Here is a 15,309-nt window from a genome sequence, read left to right as displayed (position 1 = left end):
GCAACCATCAAAAAAAATCAAGCAATGCTAGGCATGGGCAGCCCGGACACGCTCCAGCAGGGCTTGGGCTTGTGGATCAGCGGTGGCCGGTGCCGCCATGCTGGTCAACATGCGCGCCAATACCCCCGGCTGGGGCGGCAGTGGCCCAAAGAAGGATGCCCGGCGGCCATCAGCTGCCAGCAACAAGGTAGGAAAGGTCTCGATGTCTAGGTCGCCCAGCAGGTCGGCCTCGTCTTCGACATCAAGCCACACAAAGCGCATCTGTGGATGCTGGCTGGCTGCGGCATCAAAAATGTCGCGGTAGGCATCGCAAGTTCGGCACCAAGCCGCACACAGGCAAATCACCCAAGGGGTAGAAACAGCAGAAACAGAATGTGGCACAAACGTCAGGCAAGAGCAGGAAGGCTGCGCCGATTGTGCCCGAAGTGGGTACAGTGCAGCTTTTTGACTTTGCACTAGGATTTTTACTATGGGTCTTCATTACTCCCCCGACCACCAATGGATCAACGCTGCTGATGTGCAAGCTGCCACCGTCGGCATCACGGTACACGCCCAAGAAGCGCTGGGCGATGTGGTGTTTGTCGATCTGCCCGCCGTGGGTACCTCCTTTGCCCAAGGGGCAGTAGCCAGTGTGGTGGAATCGGTCAAGGCGGCTGCCGATGTGTTTATGCCTGTAGCGGGCGAAGTGGTAGAGGTCAATGAGGCCCTGCGCGCCGATCCAGCACTGGCCAACAGCGACCCTTTGGGCGCAGGCTGGTTCTTCAAAATCAAAGTGACTGACCCAGCGCAACTGTCTACCCTGCTGGATGAAGCCGCCTATGCCGCCTTGGTGCAAAACGCCTAACGGTCTGTAGCCAGCCCCGATGAGCCGCCCCGACCTTGCTTTTTTGCTGCGCACCACCGAACTACCCTTGCCCCCCTACCCGCCAGCGGAAGAAACAGAGCTGGAGAGGGAGCGGCGCAACTTAGCCGAGCGCCCCAGCGGCCCCATGGCCGATTTGATTGCTGAATTGCGCGCCTACCAAGCCGAGCTAGAAGCGCAAAACAAGGTGCTGCGCTACAGCCAGTCGGCGGCTGAGAGTGCTTCGGAGCGGTTTGAGACCCTGTTTTCTAGCGTGCCGCTGGCGCTGATGGTGCTCGATGAGCATGGCATGGTGGTGCAAGCCAACTCGATGGCGCACCGCTCTTTTCAGCCTACGGAGCGTGACCGCCCCCTGACCGAGTTGCAAGCCTTTGTGTGTGAGGCCGATGCCCCGCAGGTGCGCCAAGCCTTTGCCCAAGCCCTGCAAGAGGGCCACAGCGAAGCCACCGAGGTGGTGTTTACCATTGGCGAGCAAGGCCATATCACCGGCGATTTACACATTGCCCGCATTGAGGCCCCGCAGCACGATGGCAACCCACCGCTGTTGCAGTTTTTGTGCGCCGTGATTGACCAGGGGCCGCTGCTGGCCGAGCGCCAAGCCTTGCAGCAAAGCGCGCAAGAATTGCAGCAGCGCAATGCCCAACTGCATGACAGCGAGCGGCGGCTAGAGGCGGTGATTAACTCCTCGCTCGATGCCATCATTTGTGTAGATCAGCACCAGCGCATCACCGTGTTTAACCCGACGGCGGCGGCGCTGTTTCAATGCAGCGCCAGCGATGCCTTGGGCAGCCCCTTGCAGCGCTTTTTGCCCGGTGCGCAGCAAGTGCTCGATTTTGCCCAATTGGCTACCCAAGCCATGTTGGGTGAAATGACGGCGCACACCGTGAGCGGCAAAGAACTGGCGGTGGAGGTAAGCGTATCGTTTGAACGCCATGCCCAAGGCGAAACCACCACCGTGTTTGCCCGCGACCTGACCGGGCGCAAAAAGGCCGAAGCCCATCGCAACGAATTGGAAGTACAACTGCGCGAATCGCACAAAATGCAGGCCGTGGGCACGATGGCAGGTGGCATCGCCCACGACTTTAATAACATTTTGAGCGCCATTTTGGGCAATGCCGAGCTAGCCAAGGCCGATTGTGGCCCCGGCTCGCCCGCCTACGAAAGCTTGGTCGAGATCGACAAAGCCGGTCGCCGCGCCCGCGATTTGGTGCGCCAAATTTTGACCTTTAGCCGCAACGAGCCCCCCCGGCGCACTAGCGTGGCCTTGGCCGAAGTGCTGGCCGACACCGAACGCCTGCTACGCGTCACGCTGCCCCCGGCCATTGACCTGCGCTTGCACGCGGCCAGCGCACTGCCCCCAGTGCTGGCCGACCCGACCCAAGTCGAACAAGCCGTGCTCAACTTGTGTACCAATGCCATCCATGCCATTGGTGAAGGGCGCGGCAGCGTACAGGTAGAGTTGCACACCGTGCGCCCCGACCAGCGCCAGTGTGAACGCCTTGGGCTTATACCGGGCGACTATGTGAGCCTGAGCGTATCCGATAGCGGCCCCGGTATTGACGCCAGCATCTTGCAGCGCATTTTTGAGCCTTTTTTTACCACCAAGCCGGTGGGGCAAGGCACGGGGCTGGGGCTGTCGGTAGTGCATGGCGTGATGCGTACCCACGGCGGCGCGGTGGATGTACAAAGTGCGCCCAGCCAAGGCAGCCGCTTTACGCTGTATTTTCCCGCCGTATCCGCAACCACGGCCAGCGAGGCTCCAGAGCTGGTGCCAGAAACCACGGCCACAGCAGTGGCAGCGCCAGCGCAGCCCAGCCGCCAGCACCATGTGATGTATGTGGATGATGACAAAGCGCTGGTGTTTTTGGTGCAGCGCCTGCTCAAGCGCCGGGGTTACATCATCAGCGGTTTTACCGACCCCCGCGAGGCCGCTGCGGCACTGCGCGCCAACCCACAAACCTATGATCTGCTGGTGACTGACTACAACATGCCCGGCTATTGCGGTGTGGATCTGGTGCGCGAGGCACTCAGTATCCGTGCCGACCTACCGGTGGCACTGGCTTCGGGCTACATCACCGCTGAGATCGAACAAGCTGCGCGGGCCGAAGGTGCGCGTGCGCTCATCCACAAACCCAACGATGTCGAAGAGATGTGCGCCACCGTGCAAAAGCTCCTGCTGGGTGAACTGTGACCACGCCCACTATCTACACAGGCCCCAGCCCAGAAGGCGTGCCTTGCCTGTATGCCGATGCGGATTTGCTCGTGCTAGTCAAGCCCTCTGGCTTGTTGTGCGTGCCGGGCCGTGGCCCAGACAAACAAGACTGCCTGAGCGCCCGTGTGCAGCGCTGCTGGCCCGAGGCCTTGATCGTGCATCGCTTGGATCAGGCCACTTCGGGTTTGGTGCTGATGGCGCGCCATCTGGCAGCGCAACGCGCCTTGAGCACCGCCTTTGCAGAGCGCCGCATGCACAAATCCTACCAAGCTGTGGTGCAGGGGATTTGGCTGCCGCCCGACTCTGGCAGCGCATGGCAACTGATTGACCTGCCCATTGCCGCCGATTGGGAGCGCCGCCCCTTGCGCATCATTGACCCGGTGCAAGGCAAGCCGAGCCAAACGCGCTGGCGCGTGCTCACCACCGATGCCGTGGCACAAACCACCCGCGTAGAGTTAGAGCCGCTCACAGGCCGCACGCACCAATTGCGCGTACATCTGGCCGCTTGCGGTCACCCCATTTTGGGCGATGCCCTTTATGCCGATGCGGCCACCATAGCCCGTTCGCCCCGGCTGCTACTGCACGCCACGGCGCTAGGCTTGGCCCACCCCAGCACCGGCCAGTGGCTGCACTACACTTGCGCCGCTGATTTTTAGCATCTAGCAAGGAACACAGGCCATGAGCGCACCTTTAACCATTCTGACCGGCGCATCGCGGGGCATGGGCTTGGCAATGGCCCAGCAATTGCTCCACCGTGGCGGCACACTGATTTGCCTGTCTCGCCACTGCCACGATGGGCTGACCCAGCAAGCACAGGCCCAAGGCACAGCGTTAGAGCAGTGGCAACACGATTTGGCCGATGGCACCAGCGCAGCGGCCCGGCTGCGCCAATGGCTACAAACGCAACCAGCGGGGACCTTTGCCACGGCCACTCTCATCAACAATGCCGGGGTGATACCACCGATTGCACCGCTGTCGGCCAGCAATCCGGCTGCGCTAACGCAAGCCCTGCGCGTCGGGCTAGAAGCTCCGATGCTGCTGACGGCGGCTTTTCTGGGAGCCACCGAAGACTGGCAAGTGCCGCGCAAGGTATTGAACATTTCTTCTGGCTTGGGGCGGCGGGCGATGGCATCGCAGTCTGCCTACTGTGCTGCCAAAGCAGGCATGGACCACTTTACCCGCTGCGCCGCACTGGACGAGGCCCTCAAGCCCCACGGTGCCAAGCTGTGCTCGCTGGCACCGGGCGTGATTGACACCGATATGCAGGTACAACTGCGCAGCACAGACCCCGATGCGTTCCCAGATGCCGCCAGTTTTGCCGCACTGCAAGCGGCCGGAATGCTCACCTCCCCGCAAGAAGCAGCAGCGCGCTTGCTAGCTTGGTTGCAGCGCCCCGATTTTGGCCACCTGCCGGTGGCCGATGTGCGGCTCGATTGAGCGTGGGCCGCACCCACTGCCCAGCTTCTTTTTTTTACCCAAAACAAAAAATCTCTTATGTTGCGCCGTTCTTTTTTCTGCACCACTCTGGCTCTGCTGTGGGGTGCCAGCGCCCATGCCCAAACTGCGGCTCCAGCAGCACCCTATCCGAGCAAACCCATCCGTATGGTGGTGCCATTCCCACCCGGTGGCGGGACTGATATTTTGGCCCGCCTCGTAGCCACCAAACTGGCAGAGCAAACCCAATGGAGCCTCGTGGCCGAGAACAAAGCCGGAGCGGGCGGCACCATTGGCATTGCCGAAACCATCAAGGCAGCGCCTACCGGCTATGACATCGTCATAGGGCAAAAAGACAATCTGGTGATTGCCCCTTGGTTGTACAAAAATCTACCTTGGAACCCCACCAAAGACTTGGTAGCGGTGGCCCACATCGCCTACACCCCAGTGCTCATAGCCACCAGCGCCAGCTCTCGTTTTAAGACTTTGGCCGATGTGGTGCAAGCAGCGCGCAAGGCACCGCACACCATCAGCTATGGCTCGCCGGGCAATGGCACTTCTATCCATTTGGCTGCCGATCTATTTGCCAAGGCTGCTGGCATCCAATTAAGCCATATTCCCTACAAAGGCTCCAACCCTGCACTGCTCGATGCACTGGCAGGCAATGTGGATCTTCTGGTGTCCTCGGTGCCATCGGCCATGGGCCAAATCAAAGCGGGCAAACTGCGCCCGCTGGCCGTGACCTCGGCCCAGCGCAGCAGCTCGCTGCCCGAAGTGCCGACGATTGCCGAATCGGGCTACAAGGGTTTTGACGTCAGCACTTGGTATGGTCTGTTTGCCCCAGCAGGCACGCCGGCTACCGTAGTCACCACCCTGAACACGGAAGTGAACAAACTGCTGGCCAAGCCCGACATCAAGGCCGCCATCCAAGCCCAAGGGGCCGAACCCCAAGCCATGACCCCAGCCCAGTTGGCCGAGCAATTGCAGCGCGAATACACCCAGTGGAAAGGCATTGTCGAGGCTTCGGGTGCCAAACTCGAATAACAACGAGTCTGGGTCGGCTGGCGACTCAGATCAACCAAAGCTAAACGCCGACAGCGCCCGGTTCATCACCCGGTCGCTGTAAACGCGCCGCCCAAGGTCTTGGCCTGCGGCTCCCACCGCCACCATCAGCGGCAATAGGTGCTCCTCGCCGTGGGGTGGGTGGCACAGCCGCGCAAAGGGTGCCTGCTCCCAATCCAACAGCGCTTGGCGGCGGCTAGGGACATCCGCTTGGAGGGCGTTGGTCAGCCAGTGGTCAAACTGCACGGAGGCGGATTCATACTGCGGGTCGCCCCAGATGCGCAGATTATGAAAACTCATACCGCTGCCAATAATTAGCACGCCCTCGTCGCGTAGTGGTGCCAGCGCTGCACCCACTTGCAGGTGCAACTCTGGGTCGAGGCTCTGGCCCAGCGAGAGTTGCACCACCGGAATATCCGCCTGAGGAAACAACAACATCAGCGGGATAAACATGCCGTGGTCAAAACCGCGTTGGGCGTCGGTTTGTGCGGGCAAGTGGGCCTGCCCCAACAGATCGACGATGCGATGAGCCAACGCCGGTTCACCCCGTGCCGGATATTGCAAGCTGTAGGTGTGGGGCGGAAAACCGTAATAGTCGTAAATCAACGCGGGTTGCGCACCGCTGGTAACGCTCAATGCTGGTGCCAACCAATGCGCCGACACCATGACGATGGCTTTCGGGCGTTGCGGCAACGTGCTAGCTGCCGTGCGCAGGTACTGCTCCATCTGATCCCAAACGCCGGGCGGGTTCCAGTCCATAAAGAAGCAGGGGCCACCGCCGTGTGGGATGAACCAAGTGGGCATCCGGCCCGTAGGAGGAGTGGCAGGAGCAAGGGCAACAAACATGGCAAGCGGCAAAATGAGCGGCGGGCCTTGATGTTAGCGCCATTGCATCAACCCCAAACGAAAAAGGGAACCTGCTAAGCAGGTTCCCTTACTTGATTTTGGCTCCTCAACCTGGGCTCGAACCAGGGACCTACGGATTAACAGTCCGGCGCTCTACCAACTGAGCTATTGAGGAATAATGGGTACTCAACAAACCCTGCTACAGGGCAGGGCGATAAAATCTGGCTCCTCAACCTGGGCTCGAACCAGGGACCTACGGATTAACAGTCCGGCGCTCTACCAACTGAGCTATTGAGGAAAGACCCGCATTATATACAGAAAAATAACCCCTCACGCCTGCGGACGCGGGCTGGGCCATTTTCAGAGCCACCACCGCGCTATACCATTGCCCCATCATGCAAGACACCGCCATCGACCTGTCCACCCGCCTTATCCACCACGGCTACACACCGCCTGAGGGGTTTTTTGCCCCAGCACCGGCGGTACATAAAGCCTCTACGGTGATTTTCCCCAACGTGGCTGCGATGCGCAGCCGCGAGTGGAAAGACAAGAGCAGCTACACCTATGGCCTGCATGGCACACCCACCACTTTCACGCTAGAGGAGCGGCTGTGCGCGCTCGAAGGTGGCCTGCAATGCGTACTGGTGCCCAGCGGGCTGGCCGCCATTGCCACCGTGTCGCTGGCTTTGCTGCGCAGCGGCCAGCAGGTACTGATTCCAGACAACGCCTACGGCCCCAATGCCTCGATGGCAGCGGCCACGTTGGCACAGTTTGGCATTGCCCATGCGCTGTACGACCCGCTCAACCCGGCAGATCTGGCAGCCAAAATCACGCCCGCCACCCGGCTGGTCTGGTTAGAAGCGCCCGGCTCGGTAACGATGGAGTTTCCTGACCTGCCCGCACTGGTACGACTGTGCCAAGCCCAAGGCGTAACCACAGCGTTAGACAACACTTGGGGCGCTGGGTTAGCTTTTGCCCCATTTGATTTGACAGGCGACGGCACGCTGGCGGTAGATATTTCAGCCCACGCCCTGACCAAATACCCCAGCGGCGGCGGCGATGTGCTCATGGGCAGCATCATCACCCGCAACCCGGCATTGCACCTCAAAATCAAACTGCTGCACATGCACTTGGGTTTGGGTATTGGCGGCAATGATGCCGAGCTACTGTTGCGCTCCTTGCCCAGCATCGCCTTGCGCTACCGCGCCCACGACTTAACGGCGCGCCATCTGGCACGCTGGCTGCAACAGCAAGCTGCCGTGGTGCAGGTGCTGCATCCGGCGTTGCCCGATACTCCGGGCCATGCCCATTGGCAAGCCTTGTGCGGCTCAGCCCACGGCGGTGATGGCGCGGCAGCGGGCTTGTTCAGTGTTATTTTGGATGAGCGCTATAGCCAGCAGCAAGTGGATGCCTTCTGCGATGGCCTGCGCCATTTCAAAATTGGCTATAGCTGGGGCGGCCCAATCAGCTTGGTCATGCCCTACGAGCTATCGACCATGCGCAGCCTGCCCACACCGCACCTGCGCCCCGGCAGACTAGTGCGTTTTTCTATCGGACTGGAGGCAACGCAAGACTTGCAACAAGACCTGCAACAGGCGTTAGAGCAGGCTTTACCAGCGTTGTAACGCCCAACACGCTACCCGTTCAAGGTGGAACTGTTACAGTGGGCTTTCAAATTTTCACTTTATAGAAAGCACCAGCACCTTGGCAACCCCCAACTACGGATACGAAAAACGCCAGCGCGAGCTGGCCAAGAAAAAGAAAAAAGAAGAAAAACTGCGCTCCAAGGCCAGTGGTTCGGTGGCGCACCACAGCGGCGGCTATGTAGCCCCGGATGATGCCACCGCAGCCCCCACAGGCAGCGCTGCGCTCCCTTCTTCCGATAACAGCACGCAAGCGGGTTAATCTAGCACCACCCCGCCCCTACGAACGCAGTAGCTTGCGCAATGCGGGCCAGACGTTATCGAGGATGCGGGGATGGGCCTCGGCCCGTGGGTGAATCCGATCTGATTGGAACAAAGCCAAAGGATCGGGGCCGTCGGCAATGCCCTTGAGCAAAAAAGGTACCAATGCGGCCTGATTTTCTTGCGCCACCGTGGCAAACAGCGCGGCAAATTGCTGCCCATAGTCGCGGCCATAATTGGGCGGCACCTGCATCCCGGCCAGCAACACCTTGGCGCCCGCAGCACGGGCGGCGCGTGTCATGGTTTGCAAATGGTCTCGGGTGCTTGGCAGAGGCAGGCCACGCAGGGCATCATTGCCCCCCAGTTCAATCACCACTACCGCTGGCCGGTGCTGCGCCAACAACGCAGGCAGGCGCGAGCGGCCCCCGGCGGTCGTGTCGCCACTGACGCTGGCATTGACCACCGTAAACGCCAGTTTTTCGGCTTGCAGGCGCTGCTCTAGCAAAGCCACCCAGCCCGTGCCACGGGGCAAGCCATATTCGGCACTCAAAGAATCACCCAAGACCAAAATGGTCGATGGCTTGGCTTGTGCCTGCCCCCCCCACAACAGCCCGCCCGACAACACGGCCATGCTGCACCAGATAAAGTGGCGTCGATACACTGTTTGCTTCACCTAGGATCCATCCTTTCATGTCCGACTCTGCCATCGCTTCTGCCGCCCCCCTGATGACCGTTAAGCAACTGAGCAAATCCGTCACGGATGCCAGCGGCAGCTTGCAGATTTTGCGCGATATTGATTTTCAGCTACGCGCCAAAGAAACGGTGGCCATTGTCGGTGCTTCTGGCTCCGGCAAAAGCACCTTGCTGTCGATTCTGGCGGGCTTGGATACCCCCAGCAGCGGCACGGTGTTATTGGAAGGCCAAGATATTTTTGCCTTGAACGAGGATGCCCGCGCTGCCTTGCGGGCGCAAAAGATGGGCTTTGTCTTTCAGAGCTTTCAGCTCATGGGCAACCTGACGGCGCTAGAAAACGTGATGCTGCCGCTAGAACTGGCTGGGCAGCGCGACGCCCGCCAACGCGCTACGCAGATGCTGCACCACGTCGGTTTAGGCCAACGCTTACAGCACTACCCCAAAGTGCTCAGTGGTGGCGAGCAGCAGCGCGTAGCGCTGGCACGGGCCTTTGTGGTGCAGCCCGCCGTACTGCTGGCCGACGAGCCCACTGGCAGCCTAGACTTTGCTACCGGCGAGACCATCATGCAGTTGATGTTGGACTTGAACCGTGAGCAGGGCACCACATTGGTCTTAGTCACCCACGACCGAGAGTTAGCAGCCCGGTGCGAACGCTGCATCACCATGGAAGCAGGCCGCATCGCCCACATAAGCGAACGCGGATAATTGCGCCTATGTCTTCCCCCAAAGTTCTGTTCGGCTTTCATGCCGTCGGCGTGCGCCTCAAAACCGCACCAAAATCCATTATTGAAATTTACTACGAGGCCACCCGGCGCGACGCACGGATGCGCCAGTTTTTGGATCGCGCCCGTGAGGCCGGTGCCCGCCTGATCGAGGCCGATAGCCTGCGCCTAGCCAAACTGGCGGGTAGCCACGGCCACCAAGGCGTAGCGGCACGGGTAGAGCCAGTGGCGCAAATCACCTCTCTGGACGAGCTGCTCGAAAATCTGGAAGAAAGCGGCGTCACTTCGCCCTTGCTGCTGGTGCTCGATGGCGTGACCGATCCACACAACCTAGGAGCCTGCTTGCGCGTGGCCGATGGCGCTGGTGCCCATGCGGTGATTGCGCCCAAAGACCACGCTTCGGGCATCAATGCCACCGTAGCTAAAGTAGCCAGCGGCGCGGCTGAGACTGTGCCTTACTTTATGGTGACCAATTTGGCGCGCACTCTCAACGAGCTCAAAGAGCGCAATATCTGGATCATCGGCACCAGCGGTGACGCCCCGCAGAACATCTACCAAGCCGATTTAAAAGGCCCCGTGGCCTTGGTGCTGGGGGCAGAAGGCGACGGTATCCGCCAACTGACGCGCAAAACCTGCGACGCGCTGGTCAGCATCCCCATGAAAGGCGCAGTAGAGAGCCTGAACGTCTCGGTAGCCAGCGGCATTTGTCTGTACGAAGCCCTGCGCCAGCGCAGCACCATCTGAGTAGAGCGATGAACAGCGTCTTGTTGCAAACCGTGCGTGGCTGGCTGCGCGAAGCCAGTCAGGTCGCGGTGCTCACCGGGGCGGGTATCAGCGCGGAATCGGGCGTGCCTACCTTCCGCGATGCCCAGACCGGCTACTGGGCGCAGTTCCGGGCCGAAGATATGGCAACCGAAGAAGGCTTTCGCGCCCACCCTGAGCGCGTCTGGGGCTGGTATATGCACCGTCGCCAGTTAATGGTGGGGGTGCAGCCCAATGCGGGGCATACGGCGCTGGCCGAGTTTGCACAACGCCACCCCGGACGCCTGACGCTCATCACCCAAAACGTCGACGGCCTGCACCAGCGCGCAGGCAGCCATGGGGTGCTGTGCCTGCACGGCGATCTGATGGAAGACCGCTTTTTGGATCTGCCGCGTCCCTGCTGCCATCCCGACACCGTCGAGGCGGGCACCCCACCGCATTGCCCGCGCTGCGGCAACCTACTGCGCCCGGGCGTGGTCTGGTTTGGCGAAGCACTGCCTCTGGCGGTGTTTGATGCCGCGCAGCAGGCTGCCCGCGCCTGCAATTTAATGCTGGTGGTGGGCACGGCTGGGGTGGTGTACCCGGCGGCAGGGCTGGCGCACAGCGCACGCGCCGCTGGTGCCCGGGTGGTGGTGGTCAACACCGCAGCCAGCGAGCTCGATGGTGTGGCCCACGCCGTTTTGCACGGTGGCGCAGCGCAAGTACTGCCCGCGCTGCTGGCGCTCTGACGGCTCTACTGCTCTACACCCAACCCAGCGCACCTAGCGCAGCACCCGCCCCCAGCAACCACAGCAAATGCAGGCGGGTGCGCCATACCAGCAAAGCACAAACCAAGCCCAGCAGCCACAAACCCAGATCGGCTTGGACTTGCCCCTGACCCCGGCCCAGCACCCAAGCCGTGGCCATCATGAAACCAATCACGATAGGTGCCATGCCCTGCTTGAAGGCACGCACGCTGCGCCGCTCGCGGTTACGTTGCGCCCAACGGTTAGCCAGCCAAGTCAGGGTAGCACTGGGCAACAAAATACCCAACATGGTCAATCCAGCTCCCAACAAGCCCAGCGCCCACCCAACACTACCTGCACCAGCGCCAGCCGCATTGAGGCCCACATTCCAGCCCAACAGGGCAATGAACAGTAAATTAGGCCCCGGCGCAGCCTGTGCGATGGCAACGCTGGCATTGAATTGCAAATCCGTGAGCCAACCTTGCTGATCGACCAAAAAACGGTGCATATCTGGGGCCAAAGAAATAGCCCCACCTACCGCCAGCAAAGACATAGACAGAAAATACAGCAGCAACTCCAGCCAGTCGGAGGCCTGCAAGCTCAAGGCGATCATGGGGCCACCTTGCGCCACGTCAGGCCACAGGCCAGCAAGCCCAACACCAGCAGCACCCAAGGCAAGGGAATACGCCACCACGCCACCGCCACAAAAGCAGCCAGTGCCATCAGGCCACTCCACACCGGCCCCAAAGGGTGCTGGCGCAAGGCAGGCATCAGCTTGAGCCCCATGCCGCCAATCATGCCCGCTGCCACCACACCCATACCGCGCAAAGCACCCGCCACAGCGGGATGGGTGGCCCAGTGGGCATAGGCCAAAGCAGCCAACAACACGAGCACCAAGGGCAGCGCCAGTATCCCGGCCACGGCCGCCAGCGCACCGCGCAGGCCAAAATAACGATCCCCAATCATGATGGACAAATTGACCACATTGGGGCCGGGCATGACTTGGGCCACCGCCCACTCTTCAATAAATTCCTCTCGGGTCAGCCAGCGTTTTTTCTCCACCAGCTCGCGCTGCACCACGACAACGACACCACCAAAGCCCTGCAAAGCCAACCAAGTAAAAGACCAAAATACCTCCGCTAAGTTGCGCGGCGCAGGTCGTGTGGCAAGGGGAGAGGGTTGCGCCAATGTCGGCGCAATAACAGGAACAGGGCTGGTCATAGGAAGAGGATTTTGCATCTTCTGGCCTTGGTCTGCACGGGCGGGCCTGAGACAATCGCCGCCATGAGCGATTTGAACGAAACCCCACCCGCGTACCCCGCCGACTGGCTGGAGGTGCATTCCATGGATTTAGACGCCCAAGGCGTCGCCCGTAAGCCTGATGGCAAAGTGGTCTTTATTGATGGTGCCTTGCCCTTTGAATGGGTCACGGCCAACACCCACCGCAAGAAAAACAACTGGGAGCAGGCCAGTCTGACGGCCATTCACAAAGAATCGGCGCAGCGCGTACGCCCCGGATGCCCCCATTTTGGCCTGCACTCCGGGGCCTGTGGCGGCTGCAAAATGCAGCATTTGCACGCAGGTGCCCAAGTAGCCGTCAAGCAGCGCGTGCTAGAAGACAACCTTTGGCATTTGGGCAAGGTCAAGCCCGAAACCCTGCTGCGCCCAATTGAAGGCCCGGCTTGGGGCTACCGCTACCGCGCCCGCCTGTCGGTGCGCAACGTGATCAAAAAAGGGACGGTGCTGGTGGGCTTTCATGAACGCAAAAGCCGCTATGTGGCCGATATGGAAGTTTGCCCCATTTTGCCGCCCCATGTCAGTGCCATGCTGATGCCCCTGCGGGCTTTGATTGCATCGCTAGAGGCCCGCGACACCTGCCCACAAATTGAACTGGCCTGTGGCGATGAAGTAACAGCCTTGGTGCTGCGCCATTTGGAGCCGCTCTCGGCGGGCGATATCGACAAACTGCGCGCCTTTGCTACCGAGCACCAAGTGCAATGGTGGCTGCAATCAAAAGGCCCAGACACCGTGCGCCTGCTCGATGCCGATAGCCCTCAACTGTCGTACGCGCTGCCCGAATTTGGCATCACCATGCCGTTCAAACCCACCGATTTCACGCAAGTGAACCCGCATATCAACCGGGTACTGGTGTCGCGTGCGCTGCGCCTGCTGGATGTGCAAAAGCACGAGCGGGTGATTGACTGGTTTTGTGGTTTGGGCAACTTTACCCTGCCGCTGGCCACCCAAGGGCGCGAAGTGCTAGGCATTGAAGGCAGCGAGGCCTTGGTGGCGCGCTCGCGCGATAACTACGCGTTGAACCAAGCCCAAGCCGGGCAACCGCTGGCCCCAACGCAGTTTGTGGCGCGCAACCTGTTTGAGATGACGCCGGAGATGCTGGTGGCCGATGGCGTAGCCGAAAAATGGCTGATCGACCCACCCCGCGAAGGTGCTTTTGCCTTAGCGACGGCCTTAGCGAATATCGAACAGGCCCGTTTGGGAGCCGAAGATGCTCCAGAATTGCCACCACAGGCAACGGGCTGGACGCCGCCACAACGCATTGTGTATGTCAGTTGCAACCCAGCCACGCTAGCGCGTGATGCCGGTCTGCTGGTACACCGGGCCGGTTACCGTTGCGTGGCTGCGGGCATGGTGAATATGTTTCCGCACACCGCCCACGTCGAGAGCATGGCCGTGTTTGAGCGTATTTGAGCACGCGTGAACAAACGCCTGCTTAACTGCGCCGCTCGCTGGTAGCCCCACGCGAGGGCTGAATAATTTCTTCGGTGGGGGGCTTGGCTGCTTTTTCGGCCTTGCCCAGCACCGAGGGCGTGCCGTCAATTTTGTTGTCGCGCATGTAGCCATCCATATCCTTCCAGCCCGCAAACACCGACGCCTTAGGGGCCTTGGGGTTAAGGATGTAGCAATCTTCTAGGCCACGCAGGGCATGGCGACAAGCACTGCCGATGGCCTTGGCCTCGGCCTCTTTTTGCACTGTTGCCGGGTTAGGAATCAGGCCCGGAATCTCGCAGCCGGTCAGGAGCAGCAAGGCAAAAAGGGGGGTAAAGCGTAGCAGCATGGGGGGCACTTTCTGGAACATGTTTCCCATTATCGGCACAGGTCGGGGCAGAATGAAGCCCTCCACCCCAGATTACTCTGGGCAGCGGCCATGAAAAAAGCCCCTTGCGGGGCTTGAAGGGGCAAGAAAAGCGTAGATGCTTATTCGCGCTCGCCACCAAAAATGCCCAGCAGGGCCAACAGGCTCTGGAAGACGTTAAAGATGTCCATATACAGGGCCAAAGTGGCGCTGATGTAGTTGGTCTCGCCGCCGTCAATGATCTGCTTGAGGTCATACAGCATGTAGGCGCTAAAAATACCAATGGCAGCCACCGAAATAGCCATCATGCCCGCGCTAGAGCCCACAAACACATTGATGACAGCACCGACCATCAGCACCAAAGCGCCCACCATCAGCCACTTGCCCATGCCCGACAAATCGCGCTTGATGACGCTAGCCAAGCTAGCCATGACGACAAACACACCAGCGGTACCGGCAAAGGCAGTCATGATGAGTTCAGAGCCGTTTTTGAAGCCGAGCACCGAGCCAATCATGCGCGACAGCATCAAGCCCATAAAGAAGGTAAAGGCCAACAGCACCGGCACACCCATGGCCGAATGCTTGGTTTTCTCGATGGCAAACATAAAGCCAAAGGCACCGGCCATAAACACGATCATGCCCACGCCACCACTGAGCATGGAAGTGATGCCGGTAGCTACGCCAATCCAAGCGCCCAGCACTGTAGGCACCAAGCTCAAGGCCAGCAGCCAGTAAGTATTGCGCAGCACCTTTTGGCGCTGATCCTGCGAGATGCCGTAGCCATAGTCCGCAGAGGAGTGGAGGGCCGTTAGACGGTCGTTCATAAATGTGCTCCTGAGTGACCTGCACAGCGCAGGCGTCTGAATTTTAGATGGGGGCTTTCCTATAGGAATCAATACCCCCACAAATCATGGGAAGAATCAACAGTTTAGAGCTACCCCATCCGAAAAAGTTCCTGACGCAAAAAAAGCCTGGCTACGCGGCAAAAAACCG

Annotated in this window: 18 protein-coding genes and 2 tRNA genes; 11 read left to right on the top strand and 9 right to left on the bottom strand. The window is 60.3% G+C overall.

The features are described 5' to 3' along the window. Positions 1 to 27: 27 nt before the first annotated feature. Positions 28 to 381, bottom strand: coding sequence for a thioredoxin family protein (locus tag BMX55_RS00345; protein WP_245751177.1), 354 nt, complete (start codon positions 379 to 381; stop codon positions 28 to 30). Between the two features lie 88 nt (positions 382 to 469). On the opposite strand from BMX55_RS00345, the gene gcvH reads away from it, so the two are divergent. From gcvH to BMX55_RS00320, 5 genes are read left to right on the top strand one after another with little or no spacing between them, the layout of a single operon-like run. Further along, positions 470 to 844, top strand: coding sequence for a glycine cleavage system protein GcvH (gene gcvH, locus BMX55_RS00340; RefSeq protein ID WP_091451031.1), 375 nt, complete (start codon positions 470 to 472; stop codon positions 842 to 844). A gap of 19 nt (positions 845 to 863) precedes the next feature. After that, complete coding sequence (locus BMX55_RS00335) at positions 864 to 3,053, top strand: PAS domain-containing hybrid sensor histidine kinase/response regulator (protein WP_091451027.1); 2,190 nt, start codon at positions 864 to 866, stop codon at positions 3,051 to 3,053. Further along, positions 3,050 to 3,730 carry an RluA family pseudouridine synthase gene (locus BMX55_RS00330; protein WP_245751175.1) on the top strand — a complete coding sequence of 227 codons (681 nt, stop codon included), beginning with the start codon at positions 3,050 to 3,052 and terminating at the stop codon, positions 3,728 to 3,730. The genes BMX55_RS00335 and BMX55_RS00330 overlap by 4 nt, the downstream gene beginning before the upstream one ends. 22 nt (positions 3,731 to 3,752) lie before the next feature. Further along, positions 3,753 to 4,511, top strand: a complete 759-nt coding sequence (locus BMX55_RS00325; protein ID WP_091451023.1) for an SDR family NAD(P)-dependent oxidoreductase — start codon at positions 3,753 to 3,755, stop codon at positions 4,509 to 4,511. A gap of 57 nt (positions 4,512 to 4,568) precedes the next feature. After that, on the top strand, positions 4,569 to 5,552 hold the full coding sequence (locus BMX55_RS00320; RefSeq protein WP_091451019.1) for a Bug family tripartite tricarboxylate transporter substrate binding protein: 984 nt from the start codon (positions 4,569 to 4,571) through the stop codon (positions 5,550 to 5,552). A gap of 30 nt (positions 5,553 to 5,582) precedes the next feature. Here BMX55_RS00320 and BMX55_RS00315 read toward each other — a convergent pair whose 3' ends face one another. From BMX55_RS00315 to BMX55_RS00305, 3 genes are all read right to left on the bottom strand, one after another. Continuing rightward, positions 5,583 to 6,416, bottom strand: coding sequence for a DODA-type extradiol aromatic ring-opening family dioxygenase (locus tag BMX55_RS00315; RefSeq protein WP_245751174.1), 834 nt, complete (start codon positions 6,414 to 6,416; stop codon positions 5,583 to 5,585). A 99-nt stretch (positions 6,417 to 6,515) separates the two neighbouring features. After that, a tRNA-Asn gene (locus tag BMX55_RS00310) sits at positions 6,516 to 6,591 on the bottom strand. Between the two features lie 47 nt (positions 6,592 to 6,638). Then, a tRNA-Asn gene (locus BMX55_RS00305) sits at positions 6,639 to 6,714 on the bottom strand. Between the two features lie 97 nt (positions 6,715 to 6,811). Here BMX55_RS00305 and BMX55_RS00300 point away from each other — a divergent pair. Both BMX55_RS00300 and BMX55_RS00295 read left to right on the top strand, forming a co-directional pair. Further along, positions 6,812 to 8,041, top strand: a complete 1,230-nt coding sequence (locus BMX55_RS00300) for a PLP-dependent transferase (RefSeq protein ID WP_091451013.1) — start codon at positions 6,812 to 6,814, stop codon at positions 8,039 to 8,041. A 79-nt stretch (positions 8,042 to 8,120) separates the two neighbouring features. After that, the gene (locus BMX55_RS00295; protein ID WP_091451009.1) at positions 8,121 to 8,321 is read left to right on the top strand and encodes a hypothetical protein; all 201 of its coding nucleotides are present in this window, start codon (positions 8,121 to 8,123) and stop codon (positions 8,319 to 8,321) included. An 18-nt stretch (positions 8,322 to 8,339) separates the two neighbouring features. On the opposite strand, the gene BMX55_RS00290 is transcribed toward BMX55_RS00295, so the two are convergent. Continuing rightward, complete coding sequence (locus tag BMX55_RS00290) at positions 8,340 to 8,951, bottom strand: arylesterase (protein WP_091451007.1); 612 nt, start codon at positions 8,949 to 8,951, stop codon at positions 8,340 to 8,342. 59 nt (positions 8,952 to 9,010) lie between these two features. Here BMX55_RS00290 and BMX55_RS00285 point away from each other — a divergent pair, with 59 nt between their 5' ends. Genes BMX55_RS00285 through BMX55_RS00275 form a run of 3 tightly spaced genes read left to right on the top strand, consistent with a single transcriptional unit; the run spans position 9,011 to position 11,225 of the window. Then, the gene (locus tag BMX55_RS00285) at positions 9,011 to 9,718 is read left to right on the top strand and encodes an ABC transporter ATP-binding protein (RefSeq protein ID WP_091451005.1); all 708 of its coding nucleotides are present in this window, start codon (positions 9,011 to 9,013) and stop codon (positions 9,716 to 9,718) included. An 8-nt stretch (positions 9,719 to 9,726) separates the two neighbouring features. Then, positions 9,727 to 10,479 carry a 23S rRNA (guanosine(2251)-2'-O)-methyltransferase RlmB gene (rlmB, locus tag BMX55_RS00280; protein WP_091451002.1) on the top strand — a complete coding sequence of 251 codons (753 nt, stop codon included), beginning with the start codon at positions 9,727 to 9,729 and terminating at the stop codon, positions 10,477 to 10,479. An 8-nt stretch (positions 10,480 to 10,487) separates the two neighbouring features. Further along, the gene (locus BMX55_RS00275; protein ID WP_091450998.1) at positions 10,488 to 11,225 is read left to right on the top strand and encodes an SIR2 family NAD-dependent protein deacylase; all 738 of its coding nucleotides are present in this window, start codon (positions 10,488 to 10,490) and stop codon (positions 11,223 to 11,225) included. Between the two features lie 13 nt (positions 11,226 to 11,238). On the opposite strand, the gene BMX55_RS00270 is transcribed toward BMX55_RS00275, so the two are convergent. Further along, positions 11,239 to 11,835 carry a chromate transporter gene (locus BMX55_RS00270; protein ID WP_091453005.1) on the bottom strand — a complete coding sequence of 199 codons (597 nt, stop codon included), beginning with the start codon at positions 11,833 to 11,835 and terminating at the stop codon, positions 11,239 to 11,241. Beyond that, entirely contained in the window at positions 11,832 to 12,443 is a 612-nt protein-coding gene (locus BMX55_RS00265; protein WP_091450995.1) for a chromate transporter, read from the bottom strand. Before BMX55_RS00265 ends, BMX55_RS00270 begins: the two co-directional genes overlap by 4 nt. Positions 12,444 to 12,506: 63 nt before the next feature. Here BMX55_RS00265 and rlmD point away from each other — a divergent pair, with 63 nt between their 5' ends. Then, complete coding sequence (gene rlmD / locus BMX55_RS00260) at positions 12,507 to 13,931, top strand: 23S rRNA (uracil(1939)-C(5))-methyltransferase RlmD (RefSeq protein WP_091450991.1); 1,425 nt, start codon at positions 12,507 to 12,509, stop codon at positions 13,929 to 13,931. Positions 13,932 to 13,953: 22 nt separating this feature from the next. Here rlmD and BMX55_RS00255 read toward each other — a convergent pair whose 3' ends face one another. Both BMX55_RS00255 and BMX55_RS00250 read right to left on the bottom strand, forming a co-directional pair. Next, on the bottom strand, positions 13,954 to 14,319 hold the full coding sequence (locus tag BMX55_RS00255; RefSeq protein ID WP_177172780.1) for a hypothetical protein: 366 nt from the start codon (positions 14,317 to 14,319) through the stop codon (positions 13,954 to 13,956). A gap of 119 nt (positions 14,320 to 14,438) precedes the next feature. Next, positions 14,439 to 15,140 carry a Bax inhibitor-1/YccA family protein gene (locus BMX55_RS00250; RefSeq protein WP_091450988.1) on the bottom strand — a complete coding sequence of 234 codons (702 nt, stop codon included), beginning with the start codon at positions 15,138 to 15,140 and terminating at the stop codon, positions 14,439 to 14,441. Positions 15,141 to 15,309: the final 169 nt, after the last annotated feature.

Source organism: Giesbergeria anulus, from assembly GCF_900111115.1.
Lineage (GTDB): Bacteria > Pseudomonadota > Gammaproteobacteria > Burkholderiales > Burkholderiaceae_C > Simplicispira > Simplicispira anulus.
This window is presented reverse-complemented; position numbering and strand designations above follow the sequence as displayed.